Annotated in this window: 18 protein-coding genes; 9 read left to right on the top strand and 9 right to left on the bottom strand. The window is 62.7% G+C overall.

Annotated features, from left to right (window positions below; translation table 11 throughout):
- Nucleotides 1-520: 520 nt before the first annotated feature.
- Nucleotides 521-2,599: a mechanosensitive ion channel family protein gene (locus tag PSEBG33_RS03215; RefSeq protein ID WP_005791875.1), complete on the top strand. Its 2,079-nt coding sequence runs from the start codon at nt 521-523 to the stop codon at nt 2,597-2,599.
- Nucleotides 2,600-2,706: 107 nt separating this feature from the next.
- On the opposite strand, the gene PSEBG33_RS03220 is transcribed toward PSEBG33_RS03215, so the two are convergent.
- Nucleotides 2,707-6,954 (bottom strand): DEAD/DEAH box helicase, encoded by a 4,248-nt coding sequence (locus PSEBG33_RS03220; RefSeq protein ID WP_005791873.1) that lies wholly within the window; start codon nt 6,952-6,954, stop codon nt 2,707-2,709.
- A gap of 167 nt (nt 6,955-7,121) precedes the next feature.
- Between PSEBG33_RS03220 and PSEBG33_RS03225 the strand changes: the two genes are divergently transcribed.
- Nucleotides 7,122-8,006 carry a sugar nucleotide-binding protein gene (locus tag PSEBG33_RS03225; RefSeq protein WP_005791871.1) on the top strand — a complete coding sequence of 295 codons (885 nt, stop codon included), beginning with the start codon at nt 7,122-7,124 and terminating at the stop codon, nt 8,004-8,006.
- Nucleotides 8,007-8,131: 125 nt separating this feature from the next.
- On the opposite strand, the gene PSEBG33_RS03230 is transcribed toward PSEBG33_RS03225, so the two are convergent.
- The 5 genes from PSEBG33_RS03230 to PSEBG33_RS03250 form a co-directional block, all read right to left on the bottom strand.
- Nucleotides 8,132-8,830: an OmpW/AlkL family protein gene (locus PSEBG33_RS03230; protein WP_005791869.1), complete on the bottom strand. Its 699-nt coding sequence runs from the start codon at nt 8,828-8,830 to the stop codon at nt 8,132-8,134.
- 94 nt (nt 8,831-8,924) lie between these two features.
- Nucleotides 8,925-9,446, bottom strand: coding sequence for a DUF3299 domain-containing protein (locus PSEBG33_RS03235; RefSeq protein ID WP_032803732.1), 522 nt, complete (start codon nt 9,444-9,446; stop codon nt 8,925-8,927).
- A gap of 11 nt (nt 9,447-9,457) precedes the next feature.
- On the bottom strand, nt 9,458-10,723 hold the full coding sequence (locus PSEBG33_RS03240; RefSeq protein ID WP_005791865.1) for an ABC transporter permease: 1,266 nt from the start codon (nt 10,721-10,723) through the stop codon (nt 9,458-9,460).
- 1 nt (nt 10,724) lies between these two features.
- Nucleotides 10,725-11,435, bottom strand: coding sequence for an ABC transporter ATP-binding protein (locus PSEBG33_RS03245; RefSeq protein ID WP_005791863.1), 711 nt, complete (start codon nt 11,433-11,435; stop codon nt 10,725-10,727).
- 148 nt (nt 11,436-11,583) lie between these two features.
- Nucleotides 11,584-12,183, bottom strand: coding sequence for a DUF2796 domain-containing protein (locus PSEBG33_RS03250; protein WP_005791862.1), 600 nt, complete (start codon nt 12,181-12,183; stop codon nt 11,584-11,586).
- 128 nt (nt 12,184-12,311) lie between these two features.
- Here PSEBG33_RS03250 and PSEBG33_RS03255 point away from each other — a divergent pair, with 128 nt between their 5' ends.
- Nucleotides 12,312-12,653: a hypothetical protein gene (locus tag PSEBG33_RS03255; protein ID WP_005791860.1), complete on the top strand. Its 342-nt coding sequence runs from the start codon at nt 12,312-12,314 to the stop codon at nt 12,651-12,653.
- Here PSEBG33_RS03255 and trxA read toward each other — a convergent pair.
- The 3 genes from trxA to PSEBG33_RS03270 are packed head-to-tail and all read right to left on the bottom strand — an operon-like array spanning nt 12,650 to nt 14,670.
- Nucleotides 12,650-13,522 carry a thioredoxin gene (gene trxA, locus PSEBG33_RS03260; protein ID WP_005791858.1) on the bottom strand — a complete coding sequence of 291 codons (873 nt, stop codon included), beginning with the start codon at nt 13,520-13,522 and terminating at the stop codon, nt 12,650-12,652. The genes PSEBG33_RS03255 and trxA overlap by 4 nt on opposite strands.
- Before the next feature lie 33 nt (nt 13,523-13,555).
- Complete coding sequence (locus tag PSEBG33_RS03265; protein ID WP_005791857.1) at nt 13,556-14,218, bottom strand: class I SAM-dependent methyltransferase; 663 nt, start codon at nt 14,216-14,218, stop codon at nt 13,556-13,558.
- Entirely contained in the window at nt 14,215-14,670 is a 456-nt protein-coding gene (locus tag PSEBG33_RS03270) for a YbaY family lipoprotein (RefSeq protein WP_005791855.1), read from the bottom strand. The genes PSEBG33_RS03265 and PSEBG33_RS03270 overlap by 4 nt, the downstream gene beginning before the upstream one ends.
- A 140-nt stretch (nt 14,671-14,810) precedes the next feature.
- On the opposite strand from PSEBG33_RS03270, the gene nrdR reads away from it, so the two are divergent.
- From nrdR to nusB, 6 genes are all read left to right on the top strand, one after another.
- Entirely contained in the window at nt 14,811-15,275 is a 465-nt protein-coding gene (nrdR, locus tag PSEBG33_RS03275) for a transcriptional regulator NrdR (RefSeq protein WP_019818855.1), read from the top strand.
- Nucleotides 15,272-16,399 carry a bifunctional diaminohydroxyphosphoribosylaminopyrimidine deaminase/5-amino-6-(5-phosphoribosylamino)uracil reductase RibD gene (gene ribD, locus PSEBG33_RS03280; protein WP_005791852.1) on the top strand — a complete coding sequence of 376 codons (1,128 nt, stop codon included), beginning with the start codon at nt 15,272-15,274 and terminating at the stop codon, nt 16,397-16,399. Before nrdR ends, ribD begins: the two co-directional genes overlap by 4 nt.
- A 48-nt stretch (nt 16,400-16,447) precedes the next feature.
- Nucleotides 16,448-17,110 (top strand): riboflavin synthase, encoded by a 663-nt coding sequence (locus PSEBG33_RS03285; protein WP_005791849.1) that lies wholly within the window; start codon nt 16,448-16,450, stop codon nt 17,108-17,110.
- 15 nt (nt 17,111-17,125) lie between these two features.
- Nucleotides 17,126-18,217, top strand: coding sequence for a bifunctional 3,4-dihydroxy-2-butanone-4-phosphate synthase/GTP cyclohydrolase II (gene ribBA / locus PSEBG33_RS03290; protein ID WP_005791848.1), 1,092 nt, complete (start codon nt 17,126-17,128; stop codon nt 18,215-18,217).
- 88 nt (nt 18,218-18,305) lie between these two features.
- The gene (gene ribE, locus PSEBG33_RS03295; RefSeq protein ID WP_003194576.1) at nt 18,306-18,782 is read left to right on the top strand and encodes a 6,7-dimethyl-8-ribityllumazine synthase; all 477 of its coding nucleotides are present in this window, start codon (nt 18,306-18,308) and stop codon (nt 18,780-18,782) included.
- The gene (gene nusB, locus PSEBG33_RS03300) at nt 18,779-19,279 is read left to right on the top strand and encodes a transcription antitermination factor NusB (protein WP_005791846.1); all 501 of its coding nucleotides are present in this window, start codon (nt 18,779-18,781) and stop codon (nt 19,277-19,279) included. Before ribE ends, nusB begins: the two co-directional genes overlap by 4 nt.
- Nucleotides 19,280-19,294: the final 15 nt, after the last annotated feature.

The raw sequence follows: 19,294 nt of genomic DNA, 5'->3' as shown, positions 1-19,294 counted from the left end.
CGCCCCGCGCCATGGATGGCGCGTGGCGGCGGCCCCCCAAATCCATGGCGGATTACGGGCACACCGAGCCTGAGCGAGGTGCCGAGTGGTGGGGCGAAGGCCTTTTGCTTACTTTTGGGCCTCTCCAAAAGTGAGTCGCTGTAAGAGCGAAACCATAAGCGGCCGTTACCGCAGCAACGGATATGTACTCGGTCTGATCCAACATCCTGGTCGGCTGTCAGGCCGCCTTCGCAGGCAAGCCAGCTCCCACATTTGGATCGCGTCGCATCATTTAGATAGTCGGTGGCTGTCAGGCCGCCACGGGAGCAAGCTCCCTCGCCACAGGTTCAGGGCCATGCCAAAGTTGTGTAGATACCCATGCCCCGATAGCGGTGCATCAGTCATGAAGTTGTTGACTGACAGCCTGCTATCGGGGGCAAGCCCCCTCCCACAATTTGAATCACATGCCCGTAAACGCAGGGAACGATCAAGGCTCAAACCCGTCAGTTCCTTACAGACCCTTCTGAAGGAGCCCGCTGTTTTGCTGAATTTAAAGACTGCATTACTGCTAGGGGCGCTGCTGTTCTGCGGCAGCGGCGCATTGCAAGCCGCGGCCACCGCGCCTGAGCCCGACGCGGCGGCCAAGCCCGAGTTGCTGGTGGAGGGCGGCCTGCTCGGGGCCATCAGTTCCAGCATTGATGATGTGCAGCAGAAGCTCGATCTGAACCAGAACTTTATCGACGAGTGGCGCCTGCGGGCCGACCGGGCCGCGAATGAAGTCGGGCGGCTGGTCGACCAGACCGCCGCACGCTCGCCATGGAGTGTGGCCGGGGATTTCCTGCTGTTATCCGCCGTTTGGGTGGGTGCTTTTGCGCTGCTGACGTTACTGGGGCGCTTTATCGTGCGGCGCTTGAGCCTGCGCGCCTTTTTCCGCCGTCGGGCCCGCTTGCTGGGCGTGCTGGGGTATGTAGTGCCTTACACCATCCCTGCGGTTATCTGCCTGCCATTGACGCTGTATGTCAGCCATTTTCTCGCCTCTTCCGTAGGACGGGCACTGGCGCTGTGTTTTGCCTACGCCACCAGTAGCGGCATTTTTTCCACCTCCATGCTGCTGTGCGTGATCGTCATGTTCAATGTCGGCCACAAGCGCCCGGCGGTGCAGATCATTCGCGACTATTGCCCCAAACCGCTGTTCCTGATCGGCTTCCTTGCCGCCCTCAGCGACGCGCTCACCAGCCCGCAGATCGCCCGGCAGCTGGGCGGCAACATCACCAGCAGTGTTGCGGTGTTTACCGGGCTGTTTGCGACGGTGATCTTCGGTGTGCTGGTGGTTCGCCTGCGTCGCCCGGTGGCGCATTTGATTCGTAACCGGCCGTTGGCGCAGCGCCTTAAGCATCCGGCGTTGCAGCAATCGCTGCGGGTATTTTCCGGGCTGTGGTACTGGCCGATCCTGTTGATGGTACTGGTCTCGGCGATCAACTTGATCGGTGCCGGCGACGATAATCAAAAGGCCCTGCGCTGTGCCTTGTTGACCACCATCCTGCTGATCGGCACGGTGTTTCTCAGCACGGTGCTGCAACACTTGTTCAAGTCGCGCAGCCAAGTGGCGATACAGCGCAGCAGTGCCTACAAGGAGCGCTTTCTCAGCCTGTTGCACGCGATATTGCGCATTGTGATGGCCATCGCTTTTATCGAGATACTGGGGCGTATCTGGGGCGTGTCGCTGTTCGAGTTTGCCCAGCGCAACTCAGTGGGCCGGGCGATCAGCGATTCGCTCAGCAGTATCGGCCTGATCCTGCTGATGACGTGGCTGTTCTGGGTGGTGCTCGATACGGCGATTCAGGAAGCGCTCAAGCCCCCGGTGAACAAACGCTCCAGCCGCCAGCCCAGTACGCGGGTCAAAACCATCCTGCCGCTGCTGCGTAATGCGGTGAAAATCATTCTGGTGGTTATCTGTGCGATCACCACCATGGCCAATCTGGGCATCAACGTCGCGCCGTTACTCGCGGGTGCGGGGGTGGTCGGCCTGGCGATTGGTTTTGGCTCCCAACAGCTGGTGCAGGACGTGATCACCGGCCTGTTTATCATCATCGAAGACACGCTCTCGATCGGCGACTGGGTGGTGCTCGATTCCGGCCACGCCGGTACCGTCGAGGGCCTGACCATCCGCACCCTGCGCCTGCGCGACGGCAAGGGCTTTGTGCATTCGGTACCGTTCGGGCAGATCAAGGCGGTCACCAACCAGTCGCGCCAATTCGCCTATGCGTTCTTCTCGGTGCAGTTCACCTACGACACCGACGTGGACAAGGCCGTGGAGCTGATCCGTGAAGCAGGCCAGTCGATTCGTGACGACGTGTTCCTCAAGTACAACCTGCAAGGGCCACTGGAAGTGTTCGGCGTGGACAAGATGGACCTCAATGGCGTGGTGCTCACGGCGCAATTCCGCACGGTATCGGGTGGGCAATATGCGGTGAGCCGGGCTTTCAATCAGCGCTTGAAAAAGCTTGTGGATAACTGTGACGAGGTGCATTTTGCGCAGACTTATCCACAGCAGGTGTTGTTGCCCAAGCGTGTGGCGCAGGAGGATGAGCCAGAGACCGAGCAAGCCAGGCCGCAATGATGAGAGTGGCTGTTCCGGCCCCATCGGGAGTAAACCCCTTCCCACATTTGAATGTGTTCACATATCAAAATGTGGGAGGGGGCTTGCTCCCGATGAGGCCCTAAAGGTCAGCGCCTGATCAACTTCTCCTGCACTGCCTGCTGATCCATCTCCAGCAACACCTGCTGCTTGCCGGCGACCATCACCGCCGCCGGCAGCCCGTCGCGATATACAATCCGATTACCGCTCACCGCCGGCACTTTGGCCCCCGGTAGCAGCGTGCCCACAAGGTTCAATGGATCCGCCCCGCACACCGCGATCAAGCTCCCGTCATGTGCCCGCCGCCGCACCTCGCGCAGCAAGGGTATCGCCTCCGGCAACGCAAACTGTTCGCCCGCCAACCCACTGACAAACCGCCCGCCACGAATCTCCCCGCGTGCCTCCAGCCGATGGAAGGTGCGCAGCAATTCACGCCAGCTCGGCAACCAATCCGCCTCGCGCTCCAGCAAGCGCCAGAACACCACGCCGTAACGGCGCAGCAGGGTCATCGCCACATGCTCCAGGGTCTCGGCCGAATGTGGGCCGGCGGCGCTGGCGGAACGGCGGACCAAGGCCCAGCGACCGGCATCATCCATGCCGCCGACAAACGCCCCGCGCCCACGTCGACTGCTGCGGGCCTGGCGTTTGCTGGCGGGCGTGGTCAGGGCGCGCAGCCCGGCGAAGCTGTCGGCATTCACCAGGCCGGCGCCTACCAGTTCCTGCAAGGCTGTCTCCAGCTCGCTGCGCAGCAGGTGGGCCTCGTGCACCAGTTCATCAAAAAACAAGGCGCCGTGTTCGCGCAGGGACGAGTGGACTTTCTGCGCCTTGGGCGACAGCGTGGTGCTGTCGGTGGGCTCGGTCAGCCCGCTCCACAACGCTACCTGGCTACGGGGGAGCAAAACCACCGGGGTGCTGCGCAACGCCATGGCGCCGGCCTTGTTGCTTAAGCGCGTCCATACCAGCTTGCCGCTGCGGCACAGGTCATCGAGCCAGGTCGATGAATAATCCTTGATGCGCGCGCTGAGCAGGTCAGTGTCCCAGGCCGACGTGGCGGCGGCATAGCCTTCGAGTTGGCTGACTATCTGCGGCAATACGGCGCTGCCCTGGCCGCGGGTGCTGTCGGACAGGTGCTGCCAATCGAACAGAAAGCGCATGAAATCCTGCAATGCCACCGGCTCGATCTCCCGTCGCAGGCGCTTGACCGTGTAGCGATGAATGCGCGCCAGCAAGTGACGTTCGCACCATTGTTCCTGCGTGGCCCCGGGGCTGAAGTGCCCGCGCAGCACGTAGCCCTCCTGCTCCAGGCGCGCCAGGGCCTGAGTGATTGCCGCCACGGGCAGCGCCAGGGGGGCAGCGATTTCGACCAGGTTCAACGGGCCAAAACCACTGAGGCGCGCACGCAGTACTTCTAACAGTGCTTCGTCAAACTCCCAGGGCTCGTCGAACCCGGGCAGCAGTGGCAAATCGTTAGGGTAGAGCGCCTGCAAGCAACTCAAGCGCTCAACGGCGACCCACATGCCGTTGTGCAACTGACAGGCTCGCCCGGCCTTGGCCAAGGCGTGCAGCCATGCGGCCCATTGCGGCGCAACTTCAGGGGCTGCGATGCACGCCAGGCTCATCAGCGCTTCATGCATTTCATCCACGCCATTGGGCGCGGGCCAGGCTTCTTCACGAACGCCGGCGATGGCGTCGGCATCCAGTGCGCCCAGGTCGTCGGTGCTCTGCGGGTCGCTCCAGCGTCGGTTGAGCACGGCCTGGGTGCGGCGCTCTTCCAGCGGGGCGTCGTCGAGAAAGGTGTAGGGCTTGGCGCTGAGAATTTCCGCGGCCATGGGCGAAGGGGCGGGCAGGTCGCGGCTGATCAATCGGACTTCACCGCGTTCCATGCGCCGCAGCAGTGCCAGCCAGGCTTCACTGTCCATGGCTTCATGCAAGCAATCGTCGAGGGTTTGTTCCACCAGTGGGTGATGGGGGATTTCGCGCTCGCCGGCGAGGTTTTCCAGGCAGGCGATCTGGTCCGGAAAGACGCTGGCGATCAGGTCTTCGCTCTTCATGCGCTGGATCTGCGGCGCCACCTTGCGCCCGCCGGTATAACGCGGCAACGCCAGGGCCACGGCGGCATTCCAGCGCCAGCGCACGCCGAACAGCGGCGCATCCAGCACGGCCTGGATCAGGAGGTGTTCAGCACTGTTGCTGTTGAGGTAACGCCACACCTCATCCAAGGCAAAACTGTGGCTGGTGGACAGCGACAGCACGATGGCGTTTTCGCTGGCCGCTGCTTGCAGCTCGAAGTTGAAGGTGCGGCAGAAACGCTTGCGCAACGCCAGGCCCCAGGCGCGGTTGATGCGGCTGCCAAACGGCGTGTGGATGATCAACTGGGTGCCGCCGGACGCGTCGAAAAACCGCTCCATGATCAACGTGTCCCGAGAGGGCAGGGCGCTCAGGGCCTGGCGCGACCGGGCGAGGTAATCCAGCAGTTGTTCGGCGCTGGCGCGATGCAGGCCCAAGGTGCCGGTAAGCCAGTCGAGGGCCGGTTGCAGGTCGCCGGGCGTGGCACCCAGCAAGCTGTCGATTTGCCCTTGCAAGCGCGCTACGGCCACCGACAACTCATTGCTGCGCCCGGGCGCTTCGCCCAGCCAGAACGGGATGGTCGGCGGTTGGCCATGGGCATCCTCGACGCGCACCTTGCCGGCTTCGACCCGCAGGATGCGGTAAGAGGTATTGCCGAGTTGGAAGATGTCGCCGGCGATGCTTTCCACCGCGAAGTCTTCGTTGACGCTGCCGATGTTCAGGCTCTGGGGCTCCAGCAACACGCTGTAGTCGGCGTTGTCCGGGATGGTGCCACCGCTGGTGACGGCGGTGAGCCTGGCACCGCGGCGGCCGCGCAGGGTGTGGGTCACGGCGTCACGGTGCAGGTAGGCGCTGCGGATACCCTGGCGGCCGTTATAGCCCTCGCTGAGCATCTGCAACAGGGCCTGGTAGTGGCGCTCATCCAGCTCGGCGTAGGGCGCAGCGCGGCGGACAAGCGCCAGCAGCGCCTGTTCCGGCCATTCACGGGCGCTGACTTCGGCAATGATCTGCTGGGCCAGCACGTCCAGCGGCGCCACTGGAATATGCAAGGTATCCAGCTCGCCACGGCGTACGCAGTCGAGCAACGCGGCGCATTCGATCAAGTCGTCACGGGTGGTGGCAAACAGGCGCCCTTTGGGCGTACCGCCGACCTGGTGCCCGGAGCGGCCGACGCGTTGCAAAAAGCCATTGATCGAGCCGGGTGAGCCGATCTGGCAGACCAGATCCACCTCGCCAATATCGATGCCCAGCTCCAGGGACGCGGTGGCGATCAGCACTTGCAGTTCGCCGGCCTTGAGCCGTTGCTCGGCGTCCAGGCGCAGTTCCTTGGCCAGGCTGCCATGGTGGGCGGCCACGGCGGTCTTGCCCAGCCGCTCGCTCAGATGCCGGGCCAGGCGTTCGGCCAGGCGCCGGGTGTTGACGAAAATCAGCGTGGTGCGGTGTTCGCGGGCCAATTGCGCGAGGCGGTCATAGACCAGGGCCCACACATCGTTGGCCATCACCGCCGAGAGCGGCACTGGCGGCACTTCGATATCCAGGTCCCGTGGGCGCGCATGGCCGATGTCGACGATGGCACACTTACGGTCGGTGCCGACTAAAAACCGCGAGACCGCTTCGATGGGTTTTTGCGTGGCTGACAGGCCGATACGGGTCAATGGCTCGGTGCACAGCGCTTGCAGACGCTCCAGGCTCAAGGCCAGGTGGCTGCCGCGCTTGCCGGCGGCGATGGCATGGATCTCATCGACGATCACCGTGCGCGTGCTGGCGAGCATGTGTCGGCCGGAATCCGAACCCAGCAGCACATACAGAGATTCGGGCGTGGTCACCAGAATATGCGGCGCGCGCTTGCGCATCTGTGCGCGGTCTTTTTGCGGGGTGTCGCCGGTGCGCACGGCGGTGCGGATCACCAGCGGCGGCAGGCCGAGCTTTTCAAGTTGCTCGGTAATGCCGGCCAGCGGGTTTTGCAGGTTGATCTGGATGTCGTTGGACAGCGCCTTGAGCGGCGACACATACACCACCAGGGTCTCGTCCGGCAGTTGCCCGCCGTTGGCCAGGCCCTGGTGGACCAAATCGTCGAGCACCGCCAAAAAGGCCGTCAAGGTCTTGCCCGAGCCGGTGGGCGCGGCGATCAGCGTTGACCGCCGCTGGCGGATCAGCGGCCACGCCTGGGCCTGGGCGCCGGTCACCGAGGGGAAGGTCCTGCAAAACCAGGCACTGACGGCGGGGTGAAAACCATCCAGTGCGCTGGCCGTTGATTCGGAAAGGTTCATGAAGTGATTGATGCCACCTGCTCCAACAAGTTGCAAACACGTACTTTATCCGTGACGGTTGCGCTACAAACCCGCAAAATGCAACGATTCTGGCAACTACCTGCGGCAAGGCGCACACGCCTGTCGATAATAACCATCGTTCCAAACAGACCGGGCCTGCTCAATCTATGCGAATGCGCCTTATGTTACTGGGCGGCGGGAATGCCCTCGGGCAGGCGCTGATTCGCCTCGGTGCAGAGGAAGACATCGGTTTCCTCGCCCCCAAACCGCCCCAAGACGGCTGGGATGCCGCGAGCCTTACCCAATTGCTCGACGACACCCGTCCCGATGCATTGATCAACCTCGCCTACTATTTCGACTGGTTCCAGGCCGAAACCGTGAGCGAAACCCGCTTGGCCGCCCAGGAGTTCGCCATCGAACGCCTGGCTGAATTGTGCCAGCACCACAGCATCACGCTGCTGCAACCGTCCAGCTACCGGGTGTTCGATGGTTCCCGCGCCACCGCCTACAGCGAAAAAGACGAGCCGGTGCCCCTGGGCCTGCGCGGCCAGGCGTTGTGGCGTATCGAGCAGAGCGTGCGCGCCACTTGCCCGCAACATGTGCTGCTGCGATTTGGCTGGTTGCTCGATGACAGTGTCGACGGCACGCTCGGGCGGTTCCTGGCCCGGGCCGAAAAGCCCGATGAACTACTGATGGCCGACGACCGTCGTGGCAACCCGACGCCGGTAGACGATGCCGCACGGGTGATTATCTCGGTGCTCAAGCAGCTTGATTGCGCGGCGCCGCTCTGGGGCACCTATCATTACGCCGGGCATGAGGCGACTACGCCGTTGGCGCTGGGCCAGGCGATTCTGACCGAAGCGCGCAACTTCCACCCGCTGGCGATCGAGTCGCCGACTGCCCAGGCCCATGCGGCCCGGCCGGATGCGGCAGAGGAACCGCAGCACGCGGTGCTGGCCTGCAAGAAAATCCTGCATACCTTCGGCATCAAGCCCAGGGCATGGCGGGCGGGACTTCCGGCGTTGCTGGACCGGTTCTACCGCCACAGCTGACACGCTACAAAACCAAATGTGGGAGGGGGCTTGCTCCCGATAGCGATGGGTCAGTCCATGAATCTGTTGACTGACACTCTGCTATCGGGAGCAAGCCCCCTCCCACATGGGTTATGCAGTGTTGCTTAGAACTTGTAACCAATACCCACCATGTAAACCATCGGATCCACGTCCACATTGACCTTGGCCCGAGTGCCCTGGCCCAGCGCATTGTTATCCACAGTCGCCTTGGTGCTGATGTCGATGTAGCGCGCCTGGGCGTTGATCATCCAGTTGTCGTTGATCATGTAGTCGGCGCCGATCTGTGCGGCCCAGCCCCAGGAGTTTTCGGCCTTGAAGTTGCTGAAGCCGGCTTGTTGAGCGCGACCGCCGACGTGTTCGTCGTAGATCCAGGTGTAGTTGATACCGGCGCCCACGTACGGCTGGAATGCCGACTTGTTGTCCAGCGGGTAGTACACGACGCTCAGGGTCGGCGGCAGGTGCTTGAGCGAGCCGAGCTTGCCGTTGGCGGCGCCCAGTGCGGTGTTCTTGAGTTTCACGTCATGCTCGAACGGTGTAGCGGCCAGCAATTCGATACCGACGTGGTCGGTGATCATGTAGGCGAAGTTCAAGCCCAGTTGGGTGTCGCTGCTCATGGTCGCCTTGCCGCCCAGGTTGGTGCCGGCCAGCGGGCCCTGGTCAACCTTGACCTTGCCGCTGTCGGCCTCCGGGTTGACGGTGATTGCACCGGCACGCACCAGAATATCGCCCGCCTGGTGAGCGTGTGCGACCGGGGCGACGAGGGCGAGCGCGAAGAGGGACGCGCCGAGCAGAGACTTGTTCATGGGAGCTCCAAAGGACGTTTAAAAGTTGTACGTCCAATGGTAAAGATCGTTCCGCTCGGTCTTTTGACTCAGCTCAATGAAAGGGTGATCAGCGCTACTCCTGCAGCTCGTACATGTAAATCTTCTCGGCATCCATCTGGTAACCGGCGTCGGCCAGTTCACTCGACGACGGCTTGACCTGCATCGCGCCTTCGATCCAGTACGGCTGGTACAGCTCATCGAGTTTCACCCCGACTTCACTTTTCACATGCACGATCTGGTTCGACGGCGGTGGCGGCACGTGGATGCACGCGCCGAAATACGGCACCAGCAGAAACTCGGTGGTGCGGCCTTCTTCGCTGACTTCCAGTGGCACGATATACCCCGGCAGGCGGATGTGCTGGCCGTCGAGGCTCTGCACCACCGGCGCGTTGGGCAGATCCTGCTTGGCCGCCGGCGCCGCCTCGACGGACAAGGCATCGGCCATGTTTGACAGGTCGTGCAGCGGCTTCATATTAGGCACTTCCGGTGGCGCATCCGGCGGGATCATTTCCTGCCAGGACAGGTCCTTGGGCTGTTCATCCGCCCACACGGGTACGGCCGTCAACAGCAACAGGGCAAACAGGGCACGACGCATCGAAGCCTTCCTCATAAACGGATGGACAGGCCATCGGCCAAAGATTGTCGATAGGCGCGCCACGCGGGCACGCTGCCCATCAACAGCGCTGCAGCGAGGATACCCGCCAGCAGGGTCCATTCATATTCGCTCGGCCAGGACATCGGCAGGTCCAGCCCGTAGTTGGCCTGCAAGTAACCACGGGAGGCGGCGATGCAGACATACAGCAGGCCCACGCCTGCTACCACACCGGACAAGGCCAGGGCGAAGGCTTCGAAGATCAGCAGGCTCGCGATATGCCAGGGGCGTGCACCCACCGAACGCAGAATCGCCATCTCGCGGCGGCGCTCGTTGAGGCTGGTGAGGATCGCCGTGAGCATGCCGATCAAGCCGGTCAGCACCACGAACAGCGAGATCACGAACAAGGCTTTCTCGGCGGTGCCCATCATGCTCCACAGTTCTTGCAGCGCCACGCCCGGCAGGATCGCCAGCATCGGCTCGCCACGGAATTCATTGATATCTCGTTGCAGGGCGAAGGTGGAAATCTTGTTGTTCAGGCCGAGCATGAACGCGGTGATGGCTTGCGGCGTCAGGTCCATATTGCGCGCCTGGTCGGCGCTGATGCGGCCTTTGCCCTGGGCCGGCACACCGTTGTGCCAGTCGACATGGATCGCCTCCATGCCACCCAGGCTGATGTGCAACGTGCGATCTACCGGCGTACCGGTACGCTTGAGGATGCCGACCACGGTGAAGGGTTTGTCGTCGTGCTTGACCAGGCTGACTACCGCCACGCCGTGGGCGAGTACCAACTTGTCGCCGAGCTTGTAATGCAGGGCGTCGGCGACTTCGGCGCCGAGCACCACTTCAAACGGGTCGGTGGCAAAGGCGCGGCCGCTGGCCAGTTCGAGGTTTTGCTTGCGCCCGTACTGGTAATGCTCGAAGTAGGATTCGTTGGTGCCCATCACGCGGTAACCGCGATGGGAGTCGCCGAGGGAAATCGGAATGGCCCATTTCACCTGGGGGCTGGCGGCGAAATGCTCAAAGCTGTCCCAGCGGATGTTGTTGGTGGCGTTGCCGATGCGAAACACCGAATACAGCAGCAGGTTGACCGAGCCCGAACGTGCCCCGACGATCAGGTCGGTACCGCTGATGGTGCTGGCAAAACTGTTGCGCGCCTCGACACGCACGCGCTCCACCGCCAGCAACAAGCACACGGAAAGCGCGATGGCGAAGGCAGTGAGGATCGCAGTAAAGCGGCGGTTAGCGAGGCTGGCCATAGCTAGACGAAACAGATACATCTCAAACCTCTGCGGGCGTGGCGGCGCGATTGAGTTCGGCCAGTGACAGGTTGCGGTCGAACAGTGACGCCAGGCTCTGGTCATGGCTGACAAACAACAGGCTGGCGCCAGCTTCACGGCATTCAGCGAACAGCAACTGGATGAACGCTTCGCGGGCGTCATAGTCCAGGGCCGAGGTGGGCTCGTCGGCGATCACCAGTTCCGGTTGGCCGATCAACGCACGGGCGGCAGCCACCCGTTGTTGCTGGCCGATAGACAGCGAGTCGGCGCGGCGCTCCAGCAAGTCCTTGTCCTTCAAGCCCAGGTGCGCGAGCAGGGTCGCGGCTGCCTGGTCGACACTGCCGTGGCGCTGCTTGGCCCGCTGCGCGCGCAGCTTGGAAAAGTGGCATGGCAACTCGACGTTTTCGCGCACCGATAGAAACGGCAGCAGGTTGAACTGCTGGAAGATGTAGCCGGTGTGGTCCACACGGAAACGATCACGGGCGCCGGCCGAGAGTTCGGTCAACTCCTGCCCCAGCAGGCGGATGCTGCCCTGGCAGGGTTTCTGCACGCCCCCCAACAGCCCCAGCAGCGTGGTCTTGCCACTGCCGCTCGGGCCCTTGAGGAACAGGGTTTCCCCGGGTTCCAGGCGGAACGCGGGGATGTCCAGCAACTGCGGGTGACCGGGCCAGTTGAAGCCCAGGTCGGACAGTTCGATTAACGCTTGAGTCATGGGAAGTCAGTGTCGCCTGGTAGTCGAAAATGGCGCCGATCCACTGTGGGAGCTGGCTTGCCTGCGATGGCATCGCTACGGTGTGCCTGCTGCACCGCGTTGCCAGTATCGCAGGCAAGCCAGCTCCCACATGGACTGTGCTTTCAAGTCAGAACTTCAGGGTGGCGGCGGTGGCCGTCGCGTCAACACCTTGCTGACCGCTTGGGCCGATCAGTTGTACCTGAATTTTCTGCGTCGCAGGGAAGGTCTTGAACACTTGGCTCAGATCGAGGTTGCTCAGCGCCGTCGGCGTAGCACAGGTGAATTGGTAATGGGCGTGGATTTCGCTGTGGTCGTGATGGTGCTCGTGGGCGGCGGCGCCTTTGCCGTCGGTGGCGTGGTCATCGTCGTCATGGTCGGCTTCTGGTTTGTCACCGAACAGCGGGCTATTGAGTTCCTGGCTGCTGACCACACACCCTGCGGCCTTGGGCAGGTTGAACAGGGCCAACGGGTTCTCCAGTTGTTTGCGTACACCGGCGACCTTGGCTTTATCGGCGGCGCTGGTCGCTACATGCTCGAAACCCACCAGGTTCATGGCCGGGCTGTCCAGTTCAAGCTCAAGGGCCTTGCCATCCAGCACGGCATTGAGACGGCCGACCCCGTGTTCATGGACGCCGAGGCTGCCGTGCTCGTGGTCATGCTCTTCATGAGCGTGGGCAACAGCCAGTGGCAGCAGGGCGAACGGCAAAGCAAGCAGCAAACGGCGCATGGGAGGGCTCCAGGATGAAAGTTTTGTTATGTGATCTTATAACAATAGAGCCGAGAGTTTGACCGCCTGCTTGGTGTTGCGCAAGCTGCATGGGAGCATGACGGTCAGAAAAATGCAGGAGTACAGCGATGTTGCGAATTCGTGGAACCATCGGCGACCTGCCGGTGGACTTGACCCTGGAACTGGACGACGGCGATTGGGCGCGCTTGGGCGCACAGCTTCAGGCCACCCCAACGCCCAGTGCGCCAACCGCGGCGCCGGTCAAACAGAACGACGACCTATGGCAGAGCGCCCAGGAGGTGCTGCGCAAGGCAGGGCAGCTCAACGGTCTGGAATTACTCGATCAACTGGAAGGGTTGGCAGGCGATGCGGGCGCGGGCAAGCGCCTGTTGGTACGCCTGCGTCATAGCGCCAAGGTCAAGGTGAGCAGCGGCGGGGATACGCCGCTGTACCGTTGGATCGGTGATTAGTACAACGCGGCAAACAATTTGCGGCGGTACACCGTGACCAGCGGGTGCTCATTGCCCAGTAATTCGAACACCTGCAGCAATGTCTTGTGCGGCAAGCCTTCGCTGTAGCTGCGGTTGCGGGTAAACAACTTGAGCAAACCTTCCAGTGCAGCATCGTACTGCTGGCGCGCCAGTTGCTGGATCGCCAACTGATAGGCCGCTTCGTCGTCCTGCGGGTTCTGTGCCAGGCGGCTCTTCAGATCGGCGGTGTCCGGCAAGTCTGCGGCCTGGCGCAGGAAGGTGATCTGCGCCTTGGCCCCGGCCAGGGCGGCCTTGTGGTCGTCGCTTTTGACAGCGTCAAGCACGGCCTGGGCTTCGCCCAATTCGCCGCGTTCGGCCAGGCAGCGTGCGTACAGGATCAACGCGGGGGCGTTAGTGTTGTCTTCGCCCAACAGCGCCACCAGCAGCCCTTCAGCTTCACTGATGCGCCCTTCGCTGAACAACGCCTGGGCCTGTTCCAGCGGATCCGCCGCAGCCGGTGGTGGCATCTGCACATGGGGTTCCAGCATCGCCCGCACTGCCGACTCCGGCTGCGCACCGGCAAACCCGTCCACCGGCTGGCCATCCTTGAACAGCACCACCGTCGGCAGGCTTTGAATGCCGAAACGCGCGACGATGTCCTGTTCGGCCTCGCAATCGACCTTGGCCAACAGCAACTCGCCGCGATAGCTCTCGGCAATCTGCGCCAGCATCGGCATCAGCGCCTTGCATGGCGCACACCATTCGGCCCAGAAGTCCACCAGCACAGGTTTTTCAAAAGAATTCTGAATCACCGCCTGGTCGAAGTTGGCGGTGGTGACGTCGAAGATGTACGGCGTGGGCTCACTCATGGGGCGTCTCGAATAAAGCGGGAATGGGGGCAACTATAAGGGCTGGCGCCGCGAATGGTACAGACTCACCTTGCGAAACTCCCAAGGCTCGGCCAGGTCTGGCAGGGTCAACGCGTCCAGAACCTCCAGCCGTTGATAACGCGGGTGTTGGAAGTCCCGCACCCGCGAATCCGCCACCAGCGCTTCGCGGCCACGGCTGAGGAATTGATCGAGCAACGGAAGGTTGGCGCGGTCGTAAAGCACGTCGGCCACCAGGATCAAGTCAAAACGGTCGGCTTCGGCGAAGAAGTCGGCGCAATAGCCCAGCTCCACCGCATTGAGTTCGGCGTTGGCGCGGCAAGACGCCAGGGCCAGCGGGTCCAGGTCACAAGCCACTACTTCCAGGGCCCCCGCCTTTACGGCGGCAATCCCGGCCACGCCGGAGCCGGCACCGAAATCCAGCACGCGTTTACCGGCGACCCACTCGGGATGCGCCGCCAGGTAGCGCGCCAACGCCAGGCCGCTGGCCCAGCAAAAGCTCCAGTAGGGCGGCTCATGCAGGATGCGCCGGGTTTCTTCCTGGCTGAAGGCGCGGTTCATATTGTCGGCATCGAGCAGCCATAGCGACAATTCGGTGCCCGGCAGAGGGCAGGGCACCAATTGCGCGTCGCCGATCAGCTCGCTCAAGGCGCGCTGCAGGTGCAGCGGTTGCGTCATGGCGCCTTGACGAGTTGCAGGGGGCCGGTGCTCTGGGTGATCGCCTGGGTGACGCGCACGGCGGGCAGGTGCAGGATCAACTGGCCGGACTGGCTGGCGCGGCCACGCAATTCAACGCGTGCACCGGCCGGGAAGGCTTCAGGGTTGAAGCGCAGGCGGAAGGCCAGCGGCTTGCCATTGCCGCTCAGCACGCTGCTGGCGAGCAGTTGCTGTGGGCGCGAACGGTCGTCGATCACCAGCAGCGCCATCTCGACTTCGGCGCCGGCGGGCACGTTGGTCAGGCTGCCGCTGATTTCCCGTTGATAGGCGGGCAGGGGGCCGAGGTCTTCAATACCCGGGACTTTTTTCTCTTGTGCCGGTGTCGGTTGAGGCGCGGCCGGTTTGGGGGCTTCGCTGCTGCAGGCGACCAGAAAACTGAACAGCGTGAGTAGAACGAGTGGTCGTAACTGCATGTACGGCTCCAGAAAGGACAAAATCCGTGGCTTAAAAAATATCAAACATATAAGCCTGCCTATATACCGTAAAGGCTATGGCTTGTCTTGCGACGGGGATGCGCTACCATGGCCCTCCCATTTTTTGTTGCCTGCCAACCATGCACTGTCCCTTCTGCGGTGCCAACGACACCAAGGTCATTGACTCGCGTCTGGTCGCCGAGGGCGATCAAGTGCGTCGCCGGCGCGAATGCCTGGCCTGTGGTGAACGTTTCACCACCTTCGAAACCGCCGAACTGGTATTGCCCCGTCTGATCAAGTCCGACGGCAGCCGCCAGCCTTTCGACGAAGAAAAACTGCGCGCCGGTATGCAGCGCGCCCTGGAAAAACGCCCGGTGAGTGTCGAGCGCCTGGAAGCGGCGCTGGTGCATATCAAGCACAAGTTGCGGGCGACCGGCGAGCGCGAGGTCAAGAGCCTGGTGGTCGGCGAGTTGGTGATGGGCGAACTGCAAAAGCTCGACGAAGTCGCCTATATCCGTTTTGCCTCGGTGTATCGACGCTTCCAGGACCTCAATGAGTTCCGCGAAGAAATCGACCGCCTGGCCCGTGAGCCCTCCAAACAATGACGTCTGAACAGGCAGTCCTCGACGCCCATTACATGGCGCGTGCCCTCGAATTGGCGCGCAAGGGCCTGTACACCACCCACCCCAATCCACGGGTGGGCTGCGTGATCGTGCGTGACGGGCAGATTGTCGGCGAAGGCTGGCATGAGCGCACCGGCGAGCCCCATGCCGAGCCGAATGCCCTGCGCGCCGCCGGTGAAAAGGCCCGTGGCGCGACGGTGTACGTGACGCTGGAGCCGTGCAGCCACCATGGCCGTACGCCGCCGTGCGCCGATGCACTGGTGAGCGCCGGTGTGGTGCGGGTGGTGGCAGGTATGCAGGACCCGAACCCGGAAGTGGCCGGGCGGGGCATGCAGCGCCTGGCCCAGGCGGGTATCGAGGTGCGCAGCGGCGTGCTGGAAGCTGAGGCGCGGGCGCTTAACCCGGGGTTCCTCAAGCGCATGGAGCACGGTTTGCCGTTCGTGCGGGTCAAGCTGGCCATGAGCCTGGACGGCCGCACGGCGATGGCCAGCGGCGAAAGCCAATGGATCACCGGCCCCGCTGCCCGCGCCGCCGTCCAACGTCTGCGTGCCGAGGCGAGTGTGGTGTTGACCGGTGCCGATACGGTGCTGGCCGACGGCGCCCGCTTGACTGTGCGCGCCGCTGAGTTGGGCCTGGATGAACAAACCACCGCCCTGGCCATGTCGCGCCCGCCGCTGCGCGTGTTGATCGACGGCCGCTTGCGCGTGCCGCTCAATGCACCCTTCTTCAAGGCAGGCCCGGCACTGGTCATCACCTGCGTAACCCCGGAGAACCAGTTCCCCCGTGGCCCAGAGTGCCTGGTGGTACCAGGCGTGGAGGGCCAGGTCGACCTGCGCTCGGCGCTGGTGGCATTGGCCGCCCGTGGCGTCAACGATGTGCTGGTGGAAGCGGGCCCGAGCCTGGCGGGCGCGTTTGCCCAGCAGGGTCTGGTGGATGAGTACGTCATATTCATCGCCGGCAAGTTCCTCGGCTCCGCTGCCCGGCCGTTACTGGACTGGCCGCTTGAGAAGCTGGTCGACGCGCCCCAACTCAAGATCACTGACATGCGCGCTGTAGGCGACGACTGGCGAGTCACTGCCATTCCCGTCCCGACAGCGAGCGTATAATTCCCGGCCTGCGCTTAAGCGTCAGCCCCTCGTTTTCAGGAGAGCGAAATGTTCACCGGCATTATCGAATCCATCGGCAGCATCCGTGCAATGACCCCCAAAGGCGGCGACGTGCGCCTGCTGGTTGAAACCGGCAAGCTGGACCTCGGCGACGTCAAGCTGGGTGACAGTATCGCCGTCAGCGGCGTGTGCCTGACCGTTATTGAGCTGCCGGGCAACGGCTTTGCCGCCGACGTCAGCCGGGAAACCCTGGACTGCACCGCGATGAACGACCTCAAGGCTGGCAGCCCGGTCAACTTGGAAAAAGCCCTGACGCCGACCACGCGCCTGGGCGGTCATCTGGTCAGCGGCCATGTCGACGGTGTCGGCGAAGTGGTGGCCCGCAGTGAAAACGCACGCGCCGTGGAATTTCGCATTCGTGCGCCCAAAGAGCTGGCCAAGTACATTGCCCACAAGGGTTCGATCACCGTCGATGGCACCAGCCTGACCGTGAATGCCGTCAATGGCGCCGAATTTGAACTGACCATCATTCCCCACACCCTCAGCGAAACCATCATGGCCTCCTACCAGCCGGGGCGCCGGGTGAACCTGGAAGTGGACTTGCTTGCCCGTTACCTGGAGCGCCTGTTGCTGGGCGAAAAGGCCGCAGAGCCTGCATCAGGCAACATCACCGAAAGTTTTCTGGCCGCTAACGGCTACCTGAAATCCTGACCAAGGGGGTGCCGCGTGGCGCTCAATAGCATCGAAGAACTGGTTGAAGACATCCGCCAAGGCAAGATGGTCATCCTTATGGATGACGAAGATCGCGAGAACGAAGGCGACATCATCATGGCCGCCGAGGCGTGCAAGCCCGAGCACATCAACTTCATGGCCAAGCACGCCCGTGGTCTGATCTGCATGCCCATGAGTCGCGAACGCTGCGAGTTGCTCAAGCTGCCGTTGATGGCGCCGCGCAATGGGTCGGGTTTCGGCACCAAGTTCACGGTATCGATTGAAGCCACCACTGGCGTCACCACCGGTATCTCCGCCGCTGACCGCGCCCGTACCGTGCAAGCCGCCGCCGCCAAAGATGCCAAGGCCGAAGACATCGTCAGCCCAGGGCACATTTTCCCGCTGATGGCTCAACCGGGTGGCACCCTGGCTCGCGCCGGTCACACCGAAGCCGCCTGCGACCTGGCGCGCATGGCCGGTTTCGAGCCGAGCGGGGTGATCTGCGAAGTGATGAACGATGACGGCACCATGGCCCGTCGCACTGAACTTGAAGCCTTTGCCGCCGAACACAACCTCAAGATCGGCACCATTGCCGACCTGATCCACTACCGCATGATCCACGAACGTACCGTTCAGCGGATTGCCGAGCAGCCGCTGGACAGCGAACTGGGCCAATTCAATTTGGTGACCTACCGTGATTCAGTGGAAGGCGACGTGCATATGGCCCTGACCCTGGGCAACATTTGCGCCGAAGAGCCGACCCTGGTGCGGGTGCACAACATGGACCCTCTGCGCGACCTGTTGATGGTCAAGCAACCCGGCCGCTGGAGCCTGCGCGCCGCCATGGCCGTGGTTTCCGAGGCTGGCAGCGGTGTGGTGCTGTTGCTCGGTCACCCGCTGGACGGCGACGTATTGCTGGCGCACATCCGCGAAACCGCCGACGCCGTGCCGGTGAAAAAACCGACCACCTACAGCATCGTCGGTGCCGGTTCGCAGATCCTGCGCGACCTGGGCGTGCGCAAAATGCGCCTGATGAGCGCACCGATGAAATTTAATGCGATATCCGGATTCGACCTGGAAGTTGTAGAATACGTGCCCTCCGAATAAAGGCCGGCGATTTCTGCCCCTTGTTCGCGGTTAAATCATCACTGAGGGACGCACTTTTCGCGTCCCGGCTCTTTAAGAGATTTGTCGAATGACCCTGAAGACCATCGAAGGTACCTTCATCGCCCCCAAAGGCCGCTATGCCCTGGTGGTTGGCCGCTTCAACAGCTTCGTGGTTGAAAGCCTGGTAAGCGGTGCGGTTGACGCCCTGGTTCGCCACGGTGTGAGCGAGAGCGATATCACCCTTATCCGCGCCCCTGGCGCCTTCGAAATTCCACTGGTTGCGCAAAAAGTTGCTCAGCAGGGTGAATACGCGGCGATCATCGCCCTGGGCGCGGTCATTCGTGGCGGTACCCCGCACTTCGAATACGTAGCCGGCGAATGCACCAAGGGCCTGGCCCAGGTGTCCATGGAGTTCGGCGTGCCAGTCGCTTTCGGCGTGCTGACCGTTGATTCCATCGAGCAAGCCATCGAGCGTTCCGGCACCAAGGCCGGTAACAAGGGCGCTGAAGCTGCCTTGTCCGCCCTGGAAATGGTCAGCCTGCTGTCGCAGTTGGAGGCCAAGTGATTTCCGACGAAAGCGATCGTTTCAACCCCCGTGACGAGCGTCCAGCCGATGCCGGCAAGCCTTCGAAAAGCGAAAAGCGCCGTGCGGCCCGTCAGCTCGCCACCCAGGCGCTGTACCAGCGTCATATGGCTGGCACTTCGCTGAACGAGATCGAAGCGCAATTTCGCGTCGATAACGACTTCACCTTTGCTGACCAGAGCTACTTCCACGACATCCTGCACGGTGTTCCGGCCAACATGACCGAAATCGATGCTGCGCTGTCGCCATGCCTGGACCTGACCCTCGAAGAGCTGGACCCGGTTGAGCTGGCGGTACTGCGCCTGTCCACCTGGGAGTTGCTCAAGCGCGTTGACGTACCGTACCGCGTGGTGATCAACGAAGGCATCGAACTGGCGAAAGTCTACGGTTCGACCGACGGCCACAAGTTCGTCAACGGCGTGCTCGACAAGCTGGCCCCGCGCCTGCGTGAAGCCGAAGTGAAGGAACACAAGCGCTAATCTGCGCTTGAGTCC

This window comes from Pseudomonas synxantha BG33R, from assembly GCF_000263715.2.
In the GTDB taxonomy this organism is placed as follows: Bacteria; Pseudomonadota; Gammaproteobacteria; order Pseudomonadales; family Pseudomonadaceae; genus Aquipseudomonas; species Aquipseudomonas synxantha_A.
The sequence above is the reverse complement of the archived record's forward strand: the minus strand, read 5'-3'. Positions and strand labels throughout refer to the sequence as shown.

Bases quoted from the DNA above. Each gene is read 5' to 3' on its own strand.
- PSEBG33_RS03220 (WP_005791873.1), bottom strand. From the start codon at position 6,954: ATGAACCTTTCCGAATCAACGGCCAGCGCACTGGATGGTTTTCACCCC.
- PSEBG33_RS03225 (WP_005791871.1), top strand. From the start codon at position 7,122: ATGCGAATGCGCCTTATGTTACTGGGCGGCGGGAATGCCCTCGGGCAG.
- PSEBG33_RS03230 (WP_005791869.1), bottom strand. From the start codon at position 8,830: ATGAACAAGTCTCTGCTCGGCGCGTCCCTCTTCGCGCTCGCCCTCGTC.
- PSEBG33_RS03235 (WP_032803732.1), bottom strand. From the start codon at position 9,446: ATGCGTCGTGCCCTGTTTGCCCTGTTGCTGTTGACGGCCGTACCCGTG.
- PSEBG33_RS03240 (WP_005791865.1), bottom strand. From the start codon at position 10,723: ATGTATCTGTTTCGTCTAGCTATGGCCAGCCTCGCTAACCGCCGCTTT.
- PSEBG33_RS03245 (WP_005791863.1), bottom strand. From the start codon at position 11,435: ATGACTCAAGCGTTAATCGAACTGTCCGACCTGGGCTTCAACTGGCCC.
- PSEBG33_RS03250 (WP_005791862.1), bottom strand. From the start codon at position 12,183: ATGCGCCGTTTGCTGCTTGCTTTGCCGTTCGCCCTGCTGCCACTGGCT.
- PSEBG33_RS03255 (WP_005791860.1), top strand. From the start codon at position 12,312: ATGTTGCGAATTCGTGGAACCATCGGCGACCTGCCGGTGGACTTGACC.
- trxA (WP_005791858.1), bottom strand. From the start codon at position 13,522: ATGAGTGAGCCCACGCCGTACATCTTCGACGTCACCACCGCCAACTTC.
- PSEBG33_RS03265 (WP_005791857.1), bottom strand. From the start codon at position 14,218: ATGACGCAACCGCTGCACCTGCAGCGCGCCTTGAGCGAGCTGATCGGC.
- PSEBG33_RS03270 (WP_005791855.1), bottom strand. From the start codon at position 14,670: ATGCAGTTACGACCACTCGTTCTACTCACGCTGTTCAGTTTTCTGGTC.
- nrdR (WP_019818855.1), top strand. From the start codon at position 14,811: ATGCACTGTCCCTTCTGCGGTGCCAACGACACCAAGGTCATTGACTCG.
- ribD (WP_005791852.1), top strand. From the start codon at position 15,272: ATGACGTCTGAACAGGCAGTCCTCGACGCCCATTACATGGCGCGTGCC.
- PSEBG33_RS03285 (WP_005791849.1), top strand. From the start codon at position 16,448: ATGTTCACCGGCATTATCGAATCCATCGGCAGCATCCGTGCAATGACC.
- ribE (WP_003194576.1), top strand. From the start codon at position 18,306: ATGACCCTGAAGACCATCGAAGGTACCTTCATCGCCCCCAAAGGCCGC.